This window comes from Sedimentitalea sp. XS_ASV28 (assembly GCF_041224545.1).
In the GTDB taxonomy this organism is placed as follows: Bacteria; Pseudomonadota; Alphaproteobacteria; order Rhodobacterales; family Rhodobacteraceae; genus Sedimentitalea.
In genome coordinates this window covers 1-19912 of record NZ_JBGFGP010000075.1, presented here as the reverse complement: position 1 = coordinate 19912, position 19912 = coordinate 1, and the positions used below count along the sequence as shown (strand labels likewise).

The 19912-nt window shown below is 61.2% G+C and carries 17 protein-coding genes and 1 pseudogene; 14 read left to right on the top strand and 4 right to left on the bottom strand.

Features of this window, described 5'->3' with window-relative positions:
* Window positions 1–53: 53 nt before the first annotated feature.
* Window positions 54–776 carry an isochorismatase family protein gene (locus AB9K34_RS03600; protein WP_369953077.1) on the bottom strand — a complete coding sequence of 241 codons (723 nt, stop codon included), beginning with the start codon at window positions 774–776 and terminating at the stop codon, window positions 54–56.
* Window positions 777–968: 192 nt separating this feature from the next.
* Between AB9K34_RS03600 and AB9K34_RS03595 the strand changes: the two genes are divergently transcribed.
* The 10 genes from AB9K34_RS03595 (at window position 969) to AB9K34_RS03550 (ending at window position 14017) form a co-directional block, all read left to right on the top strand.
* A complete protein-coding gene (locus AB9K34_RS03595) occupies window positions 969–1865 on the top strand; it encodes a LysR family transcriptional regulator (RefSeq protein WP_369953076.1) in 897 nt (298 codons plus the stop codon).
* Window positions 1866–2085: 220 nt separating this feature from the next.
* On the top strand, window positions 2086–4257 hold the full coding sequence (locus AB9K34_RS03590) for a ParB/RepB/Spo0J family partition protein (protein ID WP_369953075.1): 2172 nt from the start codon (window positions 2086–2088) through the stop codon (window positions 4255–4257).
* Between the two features lie 127 nt (window positions 4258–4384).
* Window positions 4385–4765 carry a DUF3768 domain-containing protein gene (locus AB9K34_RS03585; protein ID WP_369953074.1) on the top strand — a complete coding sequence of 127 codons (381 nt, stop codon included), beginning with the start codon at window positions 4385–4387 and terminating at the stop codon, window positions 4763–4765.
* Window positions 4766–4881: 116 nt separating this feature from the next.
* Complete coding sequence (locus AB9K34_RS03580; protein ID WP_369953073.1) at window positions 4882–5178, top strand: hypothetical protein; 297 nt, start codon at window positions 4882–4884, stop codon at window positions 5176–5178.
* A 79-nt stretch (window positions 5179–5257) separates the two neighbouring features.
* A complete protein-coding gene (locus tag AB9K34_RS03575; protein ID WP_369953072.1) occupies window positions 5258–5641 on the top strand; it encodes a DUF6878 family protein in 384 nt (127 codons plus the stop codon).
* Window position 5642: 1 nt separating this feature from the next.
* A complete protein-coding gene (locus AB9K34_RS03570; RefSeq protein WP_369953071.1) occupies window positions 5643–6119 on the top strand; it encodes a hypothetical protein in 477 nt (158 codons plus the stop codon).
* Window positions 6120–6224: 105 nt separating this feature from the next.
* Window positions 6225–6860, top strand: a complete 636-nt coding sequence (locus AB9K34_RS03565) for a hypothetical protein (RefSeq protein WP_369953070.1) — start codon at window positions 6225–6227, stop codon at window positions 6858–6860.
* A gap of 512 nt (window positions 6861–7372) precedes the next feature.
* Window positions 7373–11764 (top strand): strawberry notch-like NTP hydrolase domain-containing protein, encoded by a 4392-nt coding sequence (locus AB9K34_RS03560; RefSeq protein ID WP_369953069.1) that lies wholly within the window; start codon window positions 7373–7375, stop codon window positions 11762–11764.
* The gene (locus AB9K34_RS03555) at window positions 11761–12807 is read left to right on the top strand and encodes a toprim domain-containing protein (RefSeq protein WP_369953068.1); all 1047 of its coding nucleotides are present in this window, start codon (window positions 11761–11763) and stop codon (window positions 12805–12807) included. The genes AB9K34_RS03560 and AB9K34_RS03555 overlap by 4 nt, the downstream gene beginning before the upstream one ends.
* Window positions 12808–13105: 298 nt before the next feature.
* Window positions 13106–14017, top strand: coding sequence for a DUF2493 domain-containing protein (locus tag AB9K34_RS03550; protein ID WP_369953067.1), 912 nt, complete (start codon window positions 13106–13108; stop codon window positions 14015–14017).
* A gap of 8 nt (window positions 14018–14025) precedes the next feature.
* Here AB9K34_RS03550 and AB9K34_RS03545 read toward each other — a convergent pair whose 3' ends face one another.
* Window positions 14026–14319 (bottom strand): helix-turn-helix domain-containing protein, encoded by a 294-nt coding sequence (locus AB9K34_RS03545; RefSeq protein ID WP_369953066.1) that lies wholly within the window; start codon window positions 14317–14319, stop codon window positions 14026–14028.
* Window positions 14316–14657 (bottom strand): type II toxin-antitoxin system RelE/ParE family toxin, encoded by a 342-nt coding sequence (locus AB9K34_RS03540; RefSeq protein WP_369953065.1) that lies wholly within the window; start codon window positions 14655–14657, stop codon window positions 14316–14318. The genes AB9K34_RS03545 and AB9K34_RS03540 overlap by 4 nt, the downstream gene beginning before the upstream one ends.
* A gap of 640 nt (window positions 14658–15297) precedes the next feature.
* On the opposite strand from AB9K34_RS03540, the gene AB9K34_RS03535 reads away from it, so the two are divergent.
* The 4 genes from AB9K34_RS03535 to repC all read left to right on the top strand — a co-directional run bounded on the left by AB9K34_RS03535 (window position 15298) and on the right by repC (window position 19775).
* Complete coding sequence (locus tag AB9K34_RS03535; protein ID WP_369953064.1) at window positions 15298–15636, top strand: DUF736 family protein; 339 nt, start codon at window positions 15298–15300, stop codon at window positions 15634–15636.
* 228 nt (window positions 15637–15864) lie between these two features.
* Window positions 15865–17220 carry a ParA family protein gene (locus AB9K34_RS03530; protein ID WP_369953063.1) on the top strand — a complete coding sequence of 452 codons (1356 nt, stop codon included), beginning with the start codon at window positions 15865–15867 and terminating at the stop codon, window positions 17218–17220.
* Window positions 17217–18260, top strand: a complete 1044-nt coding sequence (locus AB9K34_RS03525; RefSeq protein ID WP_170819442.1) for a ParB N-terminal domain-containing protein — start codon at window positions 17217–17219, stop codon at window positions 18258–18260. The genes AB9K34_RS03530 and AB9K34_RS03525 overlap by 4 nt, the downstream gene beginning before the upstream one ends.
* Before the next feature lie 234 nt (window positions 18261–18494).
* Complete coding sequence (gene repC, locus AB9K34_RS03520) at window positions 18495–19775, top strand: plasmid replication protein RepC (protein ID WP_369953062.1); 1281 nt, start codon at window positions 18495–18497, stop codon at window positions 19773–19775.
* Window positions 19776–19787: 12 nt separating this feature from the next.
* Here repC and AB9K34_RS03515 read toward each other — a convergent pair.
* Window positions 19788–19912 (bottom strand): annotated as a pseudogene (locus AB9K34_RS03515) (integrase); the annotation flags it as partial.

The window sequence follows — 19912 nt, the reverse complement described above, 5'->3', positions numbered from 1 at the left end:
ATTCTCCCCGATGAAGAAAAAAGGGCGCCGCTCGTCGCGACGCCCTGCTGTGTTTATTCTGCAGCCGCCGGGACGGCGCCAAGGCCGTCAATATAGGCGATACACTCATCCGTGGACTTCACGTCCCCGAACTTCGCGTCGATGTCGAAAAGGTTCCACGCAACAGCGCCCGGGACACGGTCGCCGATGGCCTCGCGCACGGCGATTGGGCGGAAGCCGTCAGCAATTCCGTCGCAAATGGTCTGGCGCACACAGGCGCAGGCGGTCACACCGGTGACAAGGATTGTGTCCACATCATTGGCGCGCAGGATGCCGGCCAGCTCAGTGCCGTGGAAGGATGAGGCGCGTTTTTTCAGCAGGGTGTATTCGCCCTCGACCGGAGCGATACGGCTGTCGATCGCCCAAAGGTCCTTGTCGGCAAGATCCACCACGTCGACGGGGATCTTGTTGTGCCACAGGCCCATGTCGGTGAAAGGCGCTTTGCGGTCAGTGATCTCGTAGGCGGTCGTCACATGCACGACTGGTAGCTTCTGGGCACGGAACGCCTTCAGCAGGCGCTGCATTGAAGGGATGATCTCGTTGTCCATCTTCTCTTGATCGCAGGTGAAAGGATTGCCTGGACGAGTCCAGGCGTTCGCCAGATCGACACTGACCAGCGCAGGGCGCTTGCCAAAGCCGACACGGCGCTGAAAGCCGCGTTCTTGGTAGAGCTTGGTTGATGCGTCGAACGCAGCCTGCAGCATTGCGTCCAGTTCTTTGTTGTCGATCTCCGCCATGGGTCCTCCAGAGTACTTAATTAGGCTTGTTTGATTGATCTTCGGGGTCCTGGGGAAGGCCTGTCTTGCCAGTGTCCAAGCCCGGTGATTTGAAGGATTACCTATCGTTGGACGAAGTTGAATTGACGAATGGACATTTATTGATGCACACTGTGCATCATGTACGTAAACTAAGAAATTTCAGAGAGTTGGATGCGCAGCCTACCCGAAATGTCGTTGTTGCAATCTTTTGTAACCGTAGCGCAGGAATTGAATTTTCGGCGCAGCGCTGAGCGGCTTGCATTGGATCAATCGGCGCTCAGCCGGCGAATCCAGAAATTGGAATCCGCCTTAGGGTATCAATTGCTGGAGCGTACCACGCGCGAGGTCATGCTGACGCCTGCAGGGCAGCTCTTCTACCGCCGTGCCAATGACATTCTTACCAACACCACACGGTCCATTGGCGAAGCGCGCAGCGTGGCCGAGGGGCGGACAGGGCGGGTCCGTGTCGCCTATATGGCGTTCGCGGCAACCGAACTTATGCCCCAGGCGGTTGCGCGGTTCGGCTCCAGGCATCCCGAGATTAACTTGGAATTGCAGTACATGCGTACACAGGGCCAGAAACTTGCGCTGGCCAATGACGAGATCGATGTTGGCTTCATGATCGGGCCCTACGAAAACAGCGAATGCCACAGTGAACTATTGGCGAGCGACATGCTGTATGCCGTTATGCCACGCGGTCATCCGTTGGTTCGATCTCATCAGCTTGTCCCCTCGGATATCGCGGAGGAACCGTTGATCATGGGAGACATGGCCGAATGGGGCGAATATCGCTACCGGCTCGAAGACCTTTTCAACCAGAGCGGCATGGCACTGCGGCCGAGGCTGGAAGCTTCGAATACGCTGGCCTTGATCGGACTGGTCGCGGCCGGTCTTGGTATTACGATCTACCCAGAAAGTCTTATTGGCTTTCTCGGACAGAACGTTGTTTCGCGCCCTATCGTACATCCGGATTTCCGCAGCCGGACCGTACTGGTCTGGAAACGAAACAACCGGTCGCGCGCCGTTCTGGACTTTGTCGCCACGGCCAAACACCGGGGTTTGACATGAGCACGTTGCCGACCATCTGACACAGCCAAAGAGCTAATCCTGTGTTCCGGCAAACGGAATAACCGCGGCCGTGCACGACGGCCATTCGGATATCTAGAAAACGGGTCGATTGGCGACGTAATCCGAAATTGCAAAAAGCCAGAGAAAGGGGAGCCCGGGTGCCGGGCTTGAAAGGATAGAGAGAGTCTCATCCGGGTCCGGCGTGACAAGGATCCTGACCATGGCCAAGACCACGACTCGCCCGAAGCCCGCCAGCACGAAGAAAACCGAAGCCAAAGGATTGGCCGCGCCTGGCGGCGCAGCCGACATCCGGATGATCCCGCTGACCCAGCTGGAGCCGAGCCCGCTCAACGTTCGAAGGGTCGCCGCGAGCACCAGCGATGATGCTGAACTCCTCGCCAGCATCCGCGAGACCGGCATCAAACAGAACCTGGTGGTTCATGCCCTATCTGAGACACGTTTTGCCGTCGATGCCGGCGGTCGCCGCCTCAAGGCGCTGAAGCAACTCGCCGATGACGGCGTGATTCCCGCAGATCATCCCGTGCCCTGCCTCATCGAGGATGAGCGCGACGCCATCCTCACGTCCGCCACCGAAAACCTCCAACGCACGGCGATGCACCCGGCCGACCAGTTCGAGGCTTTCGACAAGATGATCGGCGAGGGGCGCAGCGAGGACGAAATCGCACTGAAATTCGGCGTTTCCGTCGACCTGGTGCGTCGCCGTCTCAAACTCGCCCGTGTCGCGCCCGAGATTATCGAGCAATTCCGCGCGGGCGACCTGACCCTCGAGTGCGTGATGGCCTTCACCCTGACCGATGACCATGATCGCCAGTTGGCGGTCTGGAACGCGGTGAAGGGCGGCTACCACATCCATCCGCAAAGCATCAAACGCCAGCTGACCGAGACGGCGCATTCGGCGAACTCGGCGCTTGGTCGGTTTGTCGGCATCGAGGCCTATGAGGCGGCGGGCGGCGTTCTGCTGCGCGATCTCTTCGACGACCGTGCCAGCGCCCATATGGAAAACCCCGAGCTCCTCGAGCGTCTCGCCATCGAGAAGCTGCAATACGCGGCCAAACCCTTCGAGGCAGCTTGGAAATGGGTCGAGGTGCATCTCTCGGTAGATTACGGCGCGTTTCGCAGTTTCGGGCGGGTCTACCCGCAGGACATAGACCCCGATCCGGACCTGCTTGCCGAAGAGGAACGTCTGATTGCGCGCGAGGAAGAGCTGGCGGCGCAGAATGACGGCGAGGATTGGACCGACGCCGAAACCAAGGAATACTACGCCATCGAGCCGCGGCTCCGCGAGATCGAGACCCTCCAGCGCGAACGGCAGCCCTATGCTGACGAAGATCGCGCTATCGCTGGCGTGGTTCTGACCATCGGTCACGATGGGGCGCTGCGCGTCGAGAAAGGTCTGGTGCGGCCCGAGGATATCCCTGCCGCGCCGGAGCAGGACGAGGTTCGTGCAGATGCGGATGGCGCCCCCTCCCCTGCCCGTCCGCAGGTAACGCCGCCGACCTCCTCCACGCCGGTGCCGAGCTCCGACCCGGCGGCGACTTTGCGCAAGGCGGACGGGATTTCGGCGAGCCTCGCCGACGATCTGCGCGCCACGCGCCAGCACATCCTGCGGTCACACCTGGCGGCGGATTTCGAGGTGGCGTTCGACGCGATGCTCTACGCGCTCTGCGAGCAGGCTCTGGGGCGGTCCTACAACAACGAGGCGCTCGACATTTCGATCCGACCCTTCCAGGCGCAGAACCGTGAGGTGCTGCATACGGATACTGTCGCCCAGAAGATGCTCGAGGCGCTGGAACAGGACCTCGCGACCGACTGGATGACGCTGGAGAAACCCGATGACTTCCGGGCGATGTCGGCGCTGCCCCTTGCCGACAAGCAGGCGCTATTCGCCTGGGCGACGGGCCTCGCGGTCAAGCCGCAGCTCTCCTCCGACAATCACCCCTCTCCGATCATCGAGGAGATCGGCGCGCGGCTCGACGTTGATGTCGCTGCCTGCTGGCGCCCCACGGCACAAAACTACTGGGGTCGCGTCAACAAGGGGCATGCAGTGGCGACGGCCCGCAAGCTGATCGGTGACGACTACGCCGAGGATCGCAATCGCGAGCGCAAGGGCGATCTCGCCGCGGCCATGGAACGCGCCTTCGCGGAAACGTCCGGCGAGACGGAAGGTTTCGACGCAGCGACGGCAGCAAAGACGACGCGCTGGCTGCCCGATGGGATGGTGTTTGTCGGTGCGACTGGGGCAGGTCTCGAAATGACTAGCGATGGGACCGAGGCCGAGGAAGGCGACATGCCCGCTGCAGACCCTCTGACAGATGTCGAGAGCGATGAACCTTCGTCCTTGCCCGCCTTCCTCAGCGTAGATGCGGCCTGACGGAACGGTTGCCGCATCCGATCACGACATGAGCCTTGGGCCGCCCTCACATCGAGGGCGGCCCTTTCCGGCTGACGGGTTGCCTACAGCCGATATCGGATCGGCGGGCCCGTCCCGGAGACATCCCATGACCACCACAATCGACCTCGATCTCGTCCAGGAAGCCGCACGCATTGCCGCGCAGAACGATGCGTTTCGCCACTCGATCATCGGAAACACACCTGTCACCGATGTCCCGCAGGGCCAGTTCGTGATGACATGTGGCGTCGCGGCGCTTGGGCCCGATGCCCAACTGGAACTGACCCGCCGTGTTGCCGCCTTCGACGGGTTCACCGCCGACAGTGACCCGCAGGGATGGCACGAAATGGGCGCCATCGACCTCGAAGGCACGACGGTCTGGTTTAAACTGGATCTGTATGACGTCAACTATCAATACGGCTCGCCCGAGCCCTCCGATCCCGAACAGACGCGTCGCGTTCTAACCCTCCTTCTCCCGTCAGAATACTGACGCCCCTTTTTAACCGACATCGCCCCGGATCGCCCTTGCACAAAGGGCGGTCCTTTCGGGCTGGCGGGTTCCAAGGGGCGCGATGATCGCGCCTTGCCCGCAACAGGAGACCTGAGATGGCCAAAACGCTCGACTACCAGATCACCCTTTATCCGGCGCATCGCGATGGCGCCTTCGTTGTTACCCAGTTCCAGATGATGGCGAGCTACCCCGAAAAGCGCATTCAGGCCGCGGGCATGGATGACCTGATCGACAAGGTGACGCAGTTCGCAATGGAGCATGGTGAGAGTTGCAGCGCCTCGGTGCGCTGCCTCGCGCCGCGCAAACCGCCGGGGTTCAAGCGCGCGACCGAGAACCTCTATTTCAACCTGGTTGACCGGACGGCCGAGAAACGCGGCGACGCTGCGGCCTGAAGCCCTCACGCGGGAAACCCCCGGGGCGGCCTCGCGTAACGGTCGCCCTCCCCTCCCCCAATTCCAAAGGACCAAAAACATGACACAAGCGACTGATTTCTATGCGCAGATGCTCCAATCCCAGAGACGTGCAGCCGAGCAACGGGTCGAGACCCGCGCGGCGCTGCTCTCCGAGTTGCGCGCCCTCGGCGTGACCAGCATCGAGGTGCAATACGAAGGCTACGGCGATTCCGGCAATGTCGAGGATGTCCTCGTGACCCCTGACACTGTCACCCTGACAGAGGAGTTGCGGCGCCGCGTCGAAGACTTCGGCTGGGATTTCGCCTATGCGCTGAGCCCCGGTTTCGAGAACAACGAGGGCGGTTATGGCGAGCTGACCTGGTCACTGGAGGCGGACAAGATCGATGTCAGCCACTCGAACCGCTATATTGAGACCAACACCACCGAACACGAGGGGCTCTGACATGGCACATCCCCTCCATCACGCCGAAAGCTCGGCCCGAAAGTTCGGCGGCGTTCCAGATGACTATCAGTTCGTGCATGACTGGTTTGACTCATCCAAAGAGCACCTCGCGATCTTTACGCATCGCGCACATCGGCACCACACGCTCGGGATCTTCGAAGCCGAGCGATTGTTTGGCCACAGCCTGACCAACAGCGCCGGCCGGGTCGTCCCGATCCGCTGGATTGGTGAGCAGCATGTGCGCGAAGACTGCCAGGGGCGCATCCCGTCGCTGGCGGACTGGCTCGGGCGCATCCAGCCGGAGCCGTGGATGGCCAATGGCCGGATCGACAACGATCCGATGCAGATCGGCAGCGATCCACGCGCGGTCTGGATCGAAGCGGTCTCCAATCACCAGACCATACTTGGTTTCGAGGACTGGCTCCTGAATGTCTCGGTCGAGCACGTCCAAGATCGTCAGAATCGCGCTGCCGCCTGATCCGCCGGGCGGCAAGCTTACCAACCACCTGACCACGTCCAGATCGACCCGCTCGAGCCACAAAAGGCTCGGCGGGTCGATTGCGTTCCAAGAAAGGATATCGACATGCAAGACCCTGTCTATGAGGAAGCCTATCAGGGCCATACCATCAAAATCTACCACGACCCCGATACTGAGAGCCCGCGCGCGTGGTCCAACCTCGGCACATTGATCTGCTGGCATCGGCGCTATCGGCTGGGTGACAGCCACCAGTTCGACGGTCCCGAGGCGTTCCTACGCGATCTCGCTGGTGTCTCAGACCAGAACGACTTTTCGATGGACCAGCTGCGCGACCGCGCCGAGCGCAAGGCAGTCATTCTGCCCGTGTTTCTCTATGACCATTCCGGCCTCGCGATGAACACCATCGGGTTCCACTGCCCGTGGGATTCCGGTCAGGTCGGTTACGTCTACGTGACGCTTGAGGCGGTTCGGAAGGAGTTCGGCGCAAAACGCGTCACCAAGGCTTTGCGCGCAAAGGCTGAAGACATCCTGCGCGGCGAAATCGTCACCTACGATGCCTATCTCGGCGGACGGGTCTATGGCTATGTCATCGAGCGGGATGGCGAGGAGGTCGACGCCTGCTGGGGGTTTGTCGGCGACTATGAGCTGGACTGTCTGCTCGAGGCGCGCCGGGCGGTGCCAGCACCGTTGCCGAGTCAAACACGCGAGTCCGCTGCCGCTCAAGCGCGGGCTCACGCTTAGGAACCGGCAAAGGTGGCATACGCGCCCTTTCTTGAGGGAATCCCAATCAGCCTCGCATTGCTGCAATGCAGAAATGTCAGGGCCGGCTATTGTGCGGTCGCAGCATGGCCACCATGTCAAGAATGTGATCGGTTCTCTCCTCCTCCCTGAACCGATCAAAGTTAATCGGCGGCACCCACCTCCTCCCGGATGCCGCCTTTTTCTTTTGCGAGCTCTTCCTGAAGGATGTCCGGGTAGGTACGACCGCCGATCGGTCGACGCCGTACCCGTTTCGGATGCGCACTCGCAAACTGCCCAAAACTTGGACGCACCGGTAATACGTCAAGCTGACAAGGGCTTCTGCGACAGCGCCCACAGACCGATCCCCAGATTCTGGGGATAACTTTCCGCTGCAGGGGCGGAGATCTGCAACGCCACGAAAGAGCAAAAGACAGGGCGGGAGGGGTGACCCCCTACCGGGTGAGAGAGTGCGCCCGGGGCTTGGGGGCAACCCTCAACCCCGGAGATTGCCGATGAACGCTCACCCCAATTCCGTCCCTCTTGTGCCCGAAGCTCCTGCCCTTTCGGATGCCTCAGGCTTCGCCCAAAACCTGATGCAGGCTGCGAGAACCCTCCTCCCTCTGTTCGAAGCGGGAAAATCCATTGACGCCACCGCCCTTCGCAGTGCGATGGAAGATGCCTTCGGCGCCAGCGACACAAGCGGCGCCTGGGTCTGGAAAGACGCCTACGAGGCCGCCGAGACCGCCCAGATCCTGATGCTTTCGCGCTACGGCGCGCTGATGCAGCGCCAAGCACCCTCGCCGCAGGCCTTTCTCACCATGATAGAGCGTCTCGCCGGTCTGACTCCCGCCCACACGCGGCGCTCGGAAGACAGTGTCCGTTTGCAACAATTCTCGACCCCTCTGCCCCTTGCGGCCATTGTTGCGCAGGCGGCGGGGGTTCGGACCGACGACATGGTGCTCGAACCCTCGGCGGGCACGGGTATGCTGGGGGTCTTCGCACGGATTGCAGGCGCGCGGCTGGCGCTGAATGAGCTCGCGGACACCCGCCGCGCCTTGCTGGGACTGCTGTTCCCCGATGCCACCATCTCAGACCACGATGCCGCCTCGATCGACGACCGGCTGGATCGCTCGATCACGCCCTCGGTCATCGTGATGAACCCGCCGTTTTCTGCGGCCAACCATGTCGAGGGCAAGTTCCGGCAGGCCACCAGCCAGCATGTGCTCTCCGCCCTCGCGCGCCTCGCGCCGGGCGGGCGGCTTGTCGTCATCACGGGCGAAAGCTTCCGACCCTCGACGAAATCCTTCCAGTCGACGTTTCGGCGGATTGGCCAGAGCGCTGACGTGGTGTTTTCCGCCGCGATCGACGGCAAGGTTTTCGCGAGACACGGCACCACGATCGACACGCGGTTGACGGTGATCGACAAGCGTGCCTCCGGCGCTGAAGAGACCGCGCCGATCGATAGTGAGGCCGCCTATCATCCGCTCTGCGCGACGACGGCCGATCTCCTCGCAGCGGTGCTGACCCACTGCCCGGAGCGCAGCAGCCCCCCGCTCTGCCCCACCAGTACGGCCCTGTCGGCTCCGACCGCTTCGACCCGCACCAACCTGCATGCCCTGCGCAACGCAGCACGCAAGGCAACCCGTGCGCTCGCCGAAGAACGCGCCAAACATCCCTTCGACGATATCGCGACGGGACCGCTGGACTTCCTTCCGAAAGCTTGGAGCGAACCCGAGGGCGCTTTGCAGGACACGGTCTACGAGGCCTATGACCTTCAGGCGATCCGGATCGATGGTGCGGCGGAGCATCCGACCGCGCTGGTGCAATCCGCCGCCATGGCCTCGGTTCCGCCACCCGTGCCGAGCTACCGCCCACTCCTGCCGAAGACCCTCGTCGCGGGCGGCCTTCTCTCCGCGCCCCAGCTCGAAAGCGTCATTTATGCGGGCAATGCACATGAGACGCATCTGAAAGGCTGGTTCAAGCGCGGCGAGATCGAAGGCCAGCTGATGGCAGCGGCCCAAGGCGACGAAGGTGCCTTCCGTCTGCGTAAGGGATGGTTCTTGGGCGATGGCACGGGCTGCGGCAAGGGGCGGCAGGTCGCGGGCATCCTCCTCGACAATTGGCTGCAGGGGCGCCGCCGGGCGGTTTGGGTCTCAAAAAGCGACAAGCTCATCGAAGATGCGCGGCGCGACTGGATGGCGCTCGGCGGCCGCGAAAGCGATATCGTGCCTGTCTCGAAGTTTCGCCAGGGGAGCGACATTCGCCTGCCCGAGGGTATCCTCTTCGTCACCTACGCTACGCTGCGTTCGGCGGAACGGATCGGCAAAGCCTCCCGCCTCGACCAGGTCACGTCCTGGCTCGGCGACGGGTTCGACGGGGTCATTGCTTTTGATGAAAGCCACGCCATGGCGAATGCCGCCGGCGAAAAGTCGGACCGCGGCGATAAGAAGGCATCGCAACAGGGCCTTGCGGGCCTCGCGCTGCAGAATGCCGTGCCCGATGCCCGCGTGCTCTATGTCTCGGCCACCGGCGCGACGGTTGTCGGCAATCTCGCCTATGCCTCCCGCCTCGGGCTTTGGGGCACCGGAGATTTCCCCTTCGTGACGCGGGCCGAATTTGTCGCCGCGATGGAGGCCGGGGGCATTGCGGCCATGGAGATGATCTCGCGTGACCTGAAGGCGCTCGGGCTCTATCTGGCGCGGTCCCTCTCCTATGCCGGGGTCGAATACGAGATGCTGGTCCATGAGCTGACCCCCGCCCAGGTCGCGATCTATGACAGCTACGCCGATGCCTATCAGATCATCCACAACAACCTTGAGGCAGCACTACAGGCCTCAGGCGTCACCTCCGAGACCGGCACGCTGAACCCCCAGGCAAAATCCGCCGCCCGCTCGGCCTTCGAGAGCAACAAGCAGCGCTTCTTCAACCATCTCATCACCGCCATGAAATGTCCCTCGCTGATCCGCGCCATCGAGGCGGACCTGGCTGCGGGACATTCGGCCGTGATTCAAGTCGTCTCGACCAGCGAGGCGGTGATGGAACGGCGTCTCGAAGAGATCCCGCCCTCGGAGTGGGGCGACCTGCAGGTCGACTTCACGCCGAGGGAGAACATCATGGACTACCTGATGCACAGCTTCCCGACGCAACTCTTCGAGCCCTACACGGACGAGAATGGCGATCTGCGCTCCCGCCCCGCCCTCGATGGCGATGGCAACCCCATTATCTGCCGAGAGGCGGAGCGGAGACGCGATGATCTGATCGAGCACCTTGGTGCCCTCGCCCCGGTGCAGGGCGCCCTCGACCAGATCCTCTGGCATTTCGGCGGGGACGCTGTGGCTGAGGTCACAGGGCGCAAGCGGCGCATCGTGAGAACGCGAGAGGGGCGGCTCAAAGTCGAGAACCGGCCTGTCTCCTCCAACCTCGGCGAAACGCAGGCCTTCATGGATGACGCCAAGCGCATCCTGATTTTCTCTGATGCCGGTGGCACCGGGCGCAGCTACCATGCTGATCTCGGCGCCAAGAACCAGCGCCTCAGGGTGCATTACCTGCTGGAGCCCGGCTGGAAGGCCGACAATGCGATTCAGGGGCTGGGACGCACCAACCGCACCAATCAGGCGCAGCCGCCGCTCTTTCGCCCCGTCGCGACCAATGTGAAGGGCGAGAAGCGGTTTCTCTCCACCATCGCGCGCCGCCTCGACACGCTCGGGGCGATCACCAAGGGGCAACGTGAGACCGGCGGTCAGAACATGTTCCGCGCCGAGGACAACCTCGAGAGCGCCTATGCGCGCGCTGCGCTGCGGCAATTCTTCTACAAGCTGCGTTCAGGCAAGATCGAGGCCTGCTCTTACGCGAAATTCCAGGAAATGACCGGGCTGACGCTCGACGAGGCGGATGGCACCATGAAAGAAAACCTGCCGCCGATTCAGCAGTTCCTGAACCGCTGCCTGGCCCTCCGCATCGACATGCAGGATGCAATTTTCGAGGCCTTCGGCGGGTTTCTTTCGGCGATCATCGAGGACGCGCGCCAGGCAGGCACGCTCGATGTCGGCCTCGAGACCCTGCGCGCCGAGAAATTCGAGATTGTCGATCGGAAGGTCATCTTCGAGCATGAGGCGACGGGGGCAACGGCCACCGCGCTCACCGTCGAGCGGACTGATCGCAACGATCCGCTCACCCTGCCCCGCGTCAAAGCCATCTGCGCCGATACAAAAGGCGCGACGCTGTGCTGGAACACTTCCTCCAAACGCGCGGCGCTGATGGTGAAAGCGCCGGCCTTCATGGATGAAGACGGCGTACCGATCTTGCGGGTGAAACTGCTACGACCCATGGCGACCGAAATCCTCGCGCTGACCGAGTTCTCGAAGTCGCACTGGGAAGAGGTCGACGATGCGATGTTCGAACGGCTCTGGCAGGCCGAGGTTGAGGCCGTGCCGGAGTTCACCACCTCGAAGATCACGCTGATCTGTGGGTTGCTTCTGCCGATCTGGGACCGGCTGCCCGCCGACAACATGCGGATCTATCGCCTGCAGACCGAGGACGGGGAGCGAGCCATCGGTCGCTTGGTCAGCCAGGAGCAGCTCTTGAACGTCTATGCGCGGCTCGGTCTCGATTGTCAGATCGAGATGACGCCGCAGGAGGTCTTTGCCGCGGTCATGGAGGCGCGAACGACCCTGAGCCTGCTTGGCGGCTACCAGCTGCGCCGGTCGCTGGTCATGGGACAGCCGAGGCTCGAACTTCTTGGCGCGTCGGGTTCGGCTTTACCGGGACTGAAGGCAATGGGATGTTTCACCGAGGTGATCCAGTGGAAGACGCGGGTGTTCATACCGGTGGACGCCACCGAGGTTCTAGCACGTGTCCTCGTGGAGCATCCTGTTGGTGCCAGCGTAGCGGAGGCCGCTGCATGAGCGTGCGGCGCAGTATTGCAGATCTCTCGGCCGATCTGGCAGATCGGGCCGAGAGTTTCTGTCGCCAGTATTTTCCCGAGGGCCGCAAGCAGGGCAATTATTGGCAGGTCGGCGACACCTCTGGTGCAAAGGGGCAGAGTCTCGCCATCCGCCTGCAAGGTCAAGATGGGCGCAAGGCCGGGTCCTGGACCGACTTTGCGACAGGTGAATATGGCGACCTGATCGACCTGCTGCAGGAACGGCTTGGGTCGGTCACGCTGAAGGAAACGTTGAGGGAGGCCCGGTCCTTTCTCGGCGAGGCCCCCTGCCCTGCCGTACCTCGTGATACCCGAAATGCTGAGCGCCCGGATGCAGCTTCGAGCAAGCGCATCGCGCGGGCGCGCAAACTCTTTGCCGCTGGCAAGCCGGTGCTTGGCACCCTGGCCGCCACCTATCTGCAGGGGCGCGGGATCACACGGCCGGGTCCGGCCCTGCGCTATCACCCGCGGGTCTTCCTGCGGCAGGGCGAGGACGCCGCCGATCGGCCGCAAAGGACGCCCGCCCTGCTTGCGAAGATCACCGATAATCGGGGCCAGATCATCGGATGCGCGCGCACCTATCTCGACCCGTCCACCGGCGGTTTGGCCGCGATCGAGAGCCCGAAACGGCTCCTTGGGCAGCTGCACGGCCATGCCATCCGCTTCTGGTACGGCACGGGCCGCTCTGATCTCATCGTCGGCGAAGGTCTCGAGAACACCCTCTCGGTCGGCACGGCTCTGCCGGAGTTCGACCTCGCCTCCTGTCTCACCGCCAGCCATCTCGGCCTCTTCATTCCGCCGCCGGGGATCAAGCGTATCTGGATCGCGCGGGACAATGACGAAGCTGGACGTAACGCATCAAAGAGATTGCGCAACCAACTGGAATCGCTTGGAATTGCCTGTGGTGACCTCGTGCCAAATATGAGCGATTTCAACGACGATCTGCGGGCACTTGGCAAGGATGCGCTGCGCCGGGCGCTGATAGAGGCAATGAAAGCACAGGGTCTGGAGATCGAAGACGGGTGACCGCCAATCTCCACCGGGATGCCGGGCGGGGCAAAGGTTCCGCGGGTTCGATCTGATCCCGTTTGGAAAAGGGGAGCGATGGACCAGCGGGTCGGGGCAGAGCGCCCCTCGCCCGGGCAGCAATGCGCCGCTACCCGGAAAATTCCCCTGAGCCAGCGGCTCATTCCTCGCGGGAACAATTTTCCGGCCTGCGGCACATTCTCCGCTGCGCTCCGATCCTGACGGATGCGGCCCGGTCGCCGCCGGTCCTGTTATCGCCCCATCCAAATCGGGTCAGATCAAACAGAGGAACCAGACAATGCCCCATCACACGGACATCCAAGAGGAAACCGGCGTAACCTCCGCCATCCTCGACCACCTGGCGCTTCACGGCGCAACCCCCGGGCCCGGCGAGACCGATCATCGCCCCCTGCCCCAGCCTGACGAGGTCGAGCTCGCCATGGCGACGCTCTTCGACACCACCATCGGCCTCCTCATCGGCAGCCAGTTGGAAGACAATCTCGAAGAGATGCTCTGGTCCCTCACCTCGATCTTCCATCGCCGGCTCACCCATATCCAGAAGCTCCTCGATGACAACGAATTCGAGGTCCGGGAAAGTCTGGCCATCCAGGACGGCTCCGAGGTCGCCTCGGTCGAACTCGAGCGCCTCCAGATGATCGGGCTCAAACTCTGGGACCATCGCGACGCCTTCGAGCAGATGCGCGATCTGGCCGTGGACCACTTCTCTGCCGCCACCGGTTCGCCCTGGCTGCCACGTACCGGATCCAAGGTCTCGCATCGTGGTCTCACCTCCGCCGTGGTGGACAGCCGGGCCTATCTTTCGGCCAAGCGCCGCAAGGAGACCGAAGTGCACTGCCCCGAAGGCACGCGGATCGCCTTCTCAGGCGGGGATTATCACGCCTACGATCTGATCTGGTCCGTCCTCGATGCCACCCATGCGAAATACCCCGACATGGTGCTCTTGCATGGCGGCACGCCTAAGGGTGCCGAGATGATTGCGGCCCGTTGGGCAGATACCCGAGGTGTAACCCAGGTGGTCTTCAAACCCGACTGGAAGAGCCACGGCAAGGCCGCCCCCTTCAAGCGCAACGACAAGATGCTCGAGACCATGCCGCAGGGCCTGATCGCCACGCCTGGTTCGGGCATCACCGAGAACATCGTCGACAAGGCCCGCAAGCTCGGGATCCGGATCAAGAGGATCGGGGCTTAGGCCCCGGTTCACGCACCGCGCAACAGGTCCTGCACGACAGAAGGCTTCTTTGCGATCAGTGCCAACAGAACCTGGGCCGGACCCGTGGGGTGCCGTCGCCCGTGTTCCCAGTTCAGAAGCGTGCCTTTCGCGACGCCGATGCTCTTGGCAAATTCCGCCTGGGACAGGCCCGTCCGTTGCCGGACTTCGGCGACATCGACTTCGGCGACGGAAACTTCATGGACCTTCGCGCCGACCAAGTCGCCATCTGCGAAGGCCAGCGCCTCTTCCAGCCCCTTGGTGATGGATTCGAATGCACTCATGTTGCGTCTCCATATTTCGCGACAAGCGCCTTGCTCATCTCTACCACCGCGGCCTGCTCAGACTTCGACAGGTTGGCTTTCTCATTCTTGGCGAAGACCGTGATCAGAAAGATCGGCATATGGGTCCCGCCAAAGACATACACCGTCCTGAAGCCGCCGCTCTTTCCGCCCCCCTCTCTCGGGATGCGGACCTTCCGAAGTCCGCCGCCAAGAGAGACGCCAGCTTCCGGATTGGCGGCGATGAAGTCGATCGCGGCCTCACGCTCCTGGTCCGACATGATTGCCTTGGCGCGCCTCTGGAATTCGGGCAGTTCGACCACTGTTTGCAATCGTGTCATCTCTTGTCCCATATAGGTTTCGGCGGTGTATGTGTCAATGACGTATAGCATGAGCACTGGAAGGGCAAGTCGGCGACGCTTGCCTGAGCTAGAGACTATGTCGCGTCTGTTGGTAGCGGCGGCCCTTGGTCAAATGTCCTGTCCCATATTCTGACCGAACCAACCAGCCGGGCTGTCTATTATGGCTTTTGGATGGTTGCGGTGTCTCGTGGCGACACGGCCTTTCGTTCCACGCTCTGTTCGCCTCGAGCACTCCTCCGCATCGTGGGCACTTCAGCGAAGACTATCGGCACGTTAGTGATCCTGGGGATGCGACTTTGAGGCCTGGACTATGTCTCATCTTCGGTGAGTTAGAAAGGAGCCAATACCCTCGTGGCATCTCCCTCGGCTGTTCACCCAGTTTCCTTCACGGCCACTGCACTTCTCCCTTTGTCTGAGTTGCATGACATGCTGGTCGCAGCTGTCGTCCCGCCCACAAAGGTTGTCGCCGATCTTTTTCCCCTGACCCTGCGGGTCATTCCTCGCGAGGCAAAAAGACCGGCGCCTGCCCCTCTCCGCTGCGCTTCGCCTTCGGTGTGGCCGGGCCTTGGCCCGCTGCATGACCGCACTTCGTGCTGCAACGCAAACAAGGAGAAGAGCAATGACCACGAACTGCATCAAATTCACCAGCGCCGACATCGAAACTGCCAAGGGCACAGGCTCCATCTCGACCCTGACCTTCGACCTCGACATCACGGTCGAACCCGTCGCAAGCGCGAACCCGATGGCCCCCACGCACCGCGTCCTCGGCCGCTCCCCGCGCGGCAAGCTGGTCGAGTGGGGCGGCATCTGGAAGAAGCAGAACAAGGAGACCGGCGCCGACTACTACACGCTGACCATCCGCGACCACGGCTTCAACGCCAGCCTCGGCAAAGCCGCGAACCAGGATGATCTGTCCCTGCAGGCCGTCATCCCCTGGGGGCCGAAAGACGCCGCCTAAGCCAACGGCCAGACCGCTCCGGCGGTCTGGCTGCACCAGGCTCCGAGGTTTTTGCACGCGTGCAAAATCACCTCGGCGGCTCTGGTTGCTGTCCGTATTTTCAATCGGTGTAGCCCATATTGTGCGCCGGAAATCCTGTAGGCGTACAATATCTGTACATTTCCTCAAAAACCGTGCTATTTACAACTCGGAGCGATTCCGTGAGAGAGTCGAAATGAGAGCGGTGTAATGGGCGGCAGTATAGAACAGTTCCTTCAAGAGCTCGAGCGGGGCCTTGGCCGGACCATGGTCTCGGTCAACAAGGAGTTGACGATGCGCGAGCGCATCAAGCGCTCTTGGTCGATGCGCCAATGTGCTCGCTTCCTGAACATTAGCCATCAGCATCTGACGAAGTTCGCGAAGGACAATGAGGATTTTCCTGCCGGCAAGCATGTAGGGCGCGAGCGTGTTTTCACCCTGACGGAGCTGATGCACATCCGGGCTTTGATGGCTGCCTCAGCAAAGCGGCCTGAGCATTTTCTTGCTTGGCGCAAACCCGACGATCCTTTGCCCGTCATTTCGTTTGCAAGTCAGAAAGGTGGCACCGCGAAGTCGCTTAGTGCTGCGCACTTCGCTCAGTACCTGAGTCTGCACTACGGCATGCGAGTCGGCGTCATGGACGCTGACCCCCAGAGCACGATCACGCTCTATTTTGTCGGCGGCGAAGAAATGCCAACTTTGCCAGATGACGAAACTCCGACGATGGTTGACTTCGCGGGGCTGTTTCAGACCGACGAATCCATCCCCTACACTGACTATGATGCGGAGACGCTTGACGGGTTTTTTAAGAAAACCTCCTGGCCGGGCGTGCGGCTAGTACCTGCGCATGGCGAAACCTCAGAAGGTGAAATTCAGATCGCGAGGTTGTTGCGAGCGGGCACCCCGGAAAAGCGGTTCTACAGGTTCCTAAGAGACTCCATAGATCGTTGGAAAGAGGGGCATCCGCCGGTCACCTGTCCGAATGAACTGGTGAGCAGCGGTAGGGTCGATCAAGCGAAGCTTGAAAGTGCCCTCAACGAGACCTTGGACTGCATCATTATCGACTATCAGCCTGCGCTGACACTATTCCAGCTGAACAATGTGATGGCGTCTACTTCGTTGATTATCCCGCAGACGATGAAGGGGTTCGACATTGCGACCTTGTCCACCTTTGTGACTGGTCTCCTCACCATGCTGCGCCACATTTTCGCGACGGATCGGATCGATATGGGCGGTGCGGCACATATGCTGTTGCCCACGATCGTGCAGAGAACAAATGAGCAAGATCTCACACAGGTCGGCAACCTCCTCGAAAACTGCCCAGATGAGGTGCTGCCGGTATTCTATCTTCGCTCTGATGCTATTTCGAACGCGTCGGACGTTTATCAATCCGTCTACGAGTACGACCCAGATACGCCAGGCAAGCGAAAAGGCATCAACAGGTTCATCGAGAATGCTGACGCAGTGAATGACGCCATCGTCTCACGCCTCTGGCCTGGTCTTGAGCGTGGCTATGCCGAGGATTGGATGCAGAACTTCTACAATTTCGAGGAGGAAGCCGAATGAAGCGAACACTGAGCAGCTCGGTCCTCAAGAAAAAGCCCACGCGCCCAGATGAGGATGTGTCTGCGGCTCCTGGATCTGGTGCAAGCGAACAGGTTCACGAAGACGAAGCGAAACTGGTTGGTGGGGTTAAGCCAAGACTGGGCGGCTCTGGCAGTGCTTGGAAGGCCGGAGCGCTTTCAGACGCCAGCCAGATGCTTCACGTTGAGCGCGCACAGGTCGTGGAGCGCATTCTCGCGGGTCGACATGAATTGCAGATTGATCCGTCTCAGATCGTGGATGTGATTGGATCGGACCGGCGTGAAGATTGGCGCGACCAAGAGGCATTCGAGAAGCTCAAAGAGAGTATCGAGAAGAATGGTCAAGATACGCCCATTCATGTTCGGCCAGCGGATCCTGATTGGCGACCGGATGAACGTGAGCCCGAGAATGTAGAAGGCGTGACGTTCCAGTTGATCGTGGGTCGGCGACGCCATGCGATCCTTGAAGCTTTGGGATTGCCTGTCCGCGCCATTCTGGTTCCACAATCCCTTCGGGGTTCCCGTGAAGAGCAATTCGAAATGCTATTCATGCGCTTCCGGGAGAATGAGGAACGTGAAAACCTCAGCGCTTTCGAGCGCCTGGTTTCGATAGGCGAGATGTTTGAGCGGCTACAAGATGCCAAACCGGACGAGAAAATAACTGCAACCGAGTTCGCCAAGCGTGTGGGTGTCCATAACAGCGCGGTATCACGTGGTCGCGCTGTCTATGCCGCTAGAGCTGAGATTTTGCACGCGTGCAAAGATGTCTACGATCTCAGCCACCGTGACCTCGAAAAGGTTCTTGGTGACCTGACTGAAAAGCAGTCGAAGCCTGCAAAAAAGAAATCGCAGAGCCCAAAGAAACTCACGGTACAGCGAAAGATCGGCTCGCGGAAATTGAGTGTTACAGGGCAGGGCGGGAAGCTCTCAGTCGCTGCCACGGGGCTAACGTTGGACGAGGACATTCTCAGAGGTTTGAGTGATGTCATCGCTGAGTACTTGGAGAAACACGGATCGAAGTAAGAGGCAGGAGCCGCGGAGACGGTGGTCTTCGATCCAAACGAGGTAAGAAACAGGAGCGGATATGCTTTGAGATAACGGCAAAAGAAAAGCCCTCAAGCTGAGGGCCTGAGAGCTTATCAAGATTAGTTTGGTCGCTATCAAGATAGTTCTCCGGCGAATCACTGTCAACAGCAACGCTCCTGAGCGAACGGGATTCTTTTGCCCTCCATCAAGCAGAGGAGGCGAGAACTATCCATGAAACATACAGGTTGGCGCAAGCCGACACCGGGTCTTGGCATTGCAGAGCAGCTTGCCCAAGCCGGTGAACAGGTGGCTGTACCCAAAACGCGGGCTTTTGTCGCTGTGAAGCGGGTAGGAGCCTACATTGGCCTCAAGGCCGGAGACATGATGCTCCTCGATACGCTCGGGGCCTTTACCCAGGCCCAGGACTGGGAGGAGGGGCAGCGCCCGATCGTCTGGGCGTCGAACGCCTATCTGATGGAACAGACGGGCTTCTCGCTCTCCGCACTCAAGCGCCATGCACGGCGCCTGGCCGAGATTGGCGTGATCTCCTTCCAGGACAGCCCAAACGGCAAGCGGTGGGGCCACAGGGACGCCGATGGGCGCATCGTCGAGGCCTATGGCTTCGATCTGTCGCCGCTGTCGGCGCGTGTCGAGGAGTTCGAGGAGCTTCATGCCGATTTGCAGGCCGAGCGCGAGCTCTGCCAACGCCTGAAGCGTCAGATCACCGTGGCACGCCGGATGATCCGCGCGCGGATCGAGGCGGCCGTCAGCAGCGCGCTACGAGGGCCCTGGGCGCAATTTACCGGGCTCTTCGAGGAGCTTCTGGATCGGCTGCCGCGCCGTAATGAAGCCTCCGAACAGCTTGTGCGGTTGCTAACCTGGTTCAAGGAGCTCCAGGAGCGCGTCGAGGCGGCTTATCTCAAAGCAACTGAGGTTGTCCAACCTGTGGAAAACACGCCTGAAACCAACGAACAAGTTTCTGAGAAGACTCAAGAAATGAACCCCAGGGAGATCATTTCTGACCCTCATATACTAATTACAAACCAACTTAATCCTGTAACTTGTAATTCCTCAGAAAATGAGGAAGTCGCGGCCGTGGTGCCCAATGCTCGACCCGAAGATCAGGTTGATAGGGAGCTGGAAGAATGGGTTGCCGAAGTGCGCAAGAAGCGCGCTGCGCTGGATTTGCCCACTGTCATGCAAGCTTGTCCCGAATTCACATCCTGGGCGCGCAATTTGGGCGGGTTCCTGAAGGATTGGGGCGATCTGCACCGGGTTGCTGGTCAACTCAGGCCGATGATCGGGGTATCCGAGCATGCCTGGAATGTGGCCCAGGACCGTCTTGGCAAACAGGTGGCGACAGCAGCGCTGGCGTTGGTCTTCGAGAAGCATTGCGCGGGCGAAGTGTCCTCGCCGGGCGGCTATCTGCGCGGCATGGTCGAGAAGGCCGGGGCAGGGGAGCTGCATCTCGAGCGCAGCTTCTATGGCAGGCTCAGCGGGCAGGCGGCGTGATGGGGCAGGGGGTCAGAGACCAGCGGCCTTGGTCAGGTTCACGCGGAACCGGTCGCGACGGCGCTGGTAGCGGCGGGTCATCTCGGCCGAGGCGTGCCCCAGCTGCTTTTGGACATAGCGTTCGTCGACCTCAGCCG

What these genes read in the sequence shown, in the direction of transcription:
- AB9K34_RS03530 (WP_369953063.1), top strand. Translation starts at nt 15,865, where the DNA reads ATGGGCGGCAGTATAGAACAGTTCCTTCAAGAGCTCGAGCGGGGCCTT.
- AB9K34_RS03570 (WP_369953071.1), top strand. Translation starts at nt 5,643, where the DNA reads ATGGCACATCCCCTCCATCACGCCGAAAGCTCGGCCCGAAAGTTCGGC.
- AB9K34_RS03535 (WP_369953064.1), top strand. Translation starts at nt 15,298, where the DNA reads ATGACCACGAACTGCATCAAATTCACCAGCGCCGACATCGAAACTGCC.
- AB9K34_RS03600 (WP_369953077.1), bottom strand. Translation starts at nt 776, where the DNA reads ATGGCGGAGATCGACAACAAAGAACTGGACGCAATGCTGCAGGCTGCG.
- AB9K34_RS03560 (WP_369953069.1), top strand. Translation starts at nt 7,373, where the DNA reads ATGAACGCTCACCCCAATTCCGTCCCTCTTGTGCCCGAAGCTCCTGCC.
- AB9K34_RS03580 (WP_369953073.1), top strand. Translation starts at nt 4,882, where the DNA reads ATGGCCAAAACGCTCGACTACCAGATCACCCTTTATCCGGCGCATCGC.
- AB9K34_RS03585 (WP_369953074.1), top strand. Translation starts at nt 4,385, where the DNA reads ATGACCACCACAATCGACCTCGATCTCGTCCAGGAAGCCGCACGCATT.
- AB9K34_RS03595 (WP_369953076.1), top strand. Translation starts at nt 969, where the DNA reads ATGCGCAGCCTACCCGAAATGTCGTTGTTGCAATCTTTTGTAACCGTA.
- repC (WP_369953062.1), top strand. Translation starts at nt 18,495, where the DNA reads ATGAAACATACAGGTTGGCGCAAGCCGACACCGGGTCTTGGCATTGCA.
- AB9K34_RS03565 (WP_369953070.1), top strand. Translation starts at nt 6,225, where the DNA reads ATGCAAGACCCTGTCTATGAGGAAGCCTATCAGGGCCATACCATCAAA.
- AB9K34_RS03545 (WP_369953066.1), bottom strand. Translation starts at nt 14,319, where the DNA reads ATGAGTGCATTCGAATCCATCACCAAGGGGCTGGAAGAGGCGCTGGCC.
- AB9K34_RS03525 (WP_170819442.1), top strand. Translation starts at nt 17,217, where the DNA reads ATGAAGCGAACACTGAGCAGCTCGGTCCTCAAGAAAAAGCCCACGCGC.
- AB9K34_RS03590 (WP_369953075.1), top strand. Translation starts at nt 2,086, where the DNA reads ATGGCCAAGACCACGACTCGCCCGAAGCCCGCCAGCACGAAGAAAACC.
- AB9K34_RS03575 (WP_369953072.1), top strand. Translation starts at nt 5,258, where the DNA reads ATGACACAAGCGACTGATTTCTATGCGCAGATGCTCCAATCCCAGAGA.
- AB9K34_RS03550 (WP_369953067.1), top strand. Translation starts at nt 13,106, where the DNA reads ATGCCCCATCACACGGACATCCAAGAGGAAACCGGCGTAACCTCCGCC.
- AB9K34_RS03555 (WP_369953068.1), top strand. Translation starts at nt 11,761, where the DNA reads ATGAGCGTGCGGCGCAGTATTGCAGATCTCTCGGCCGATCTGGCAGAT.
- AB9K34_RS03540 (WP_369953065.1), bottom strand. Translation starts at nt 14,657, where the DNA reads ATGACACGATTGCAAACAGTGGTCGAACTGCCCGAATTCCAGAGGCGC.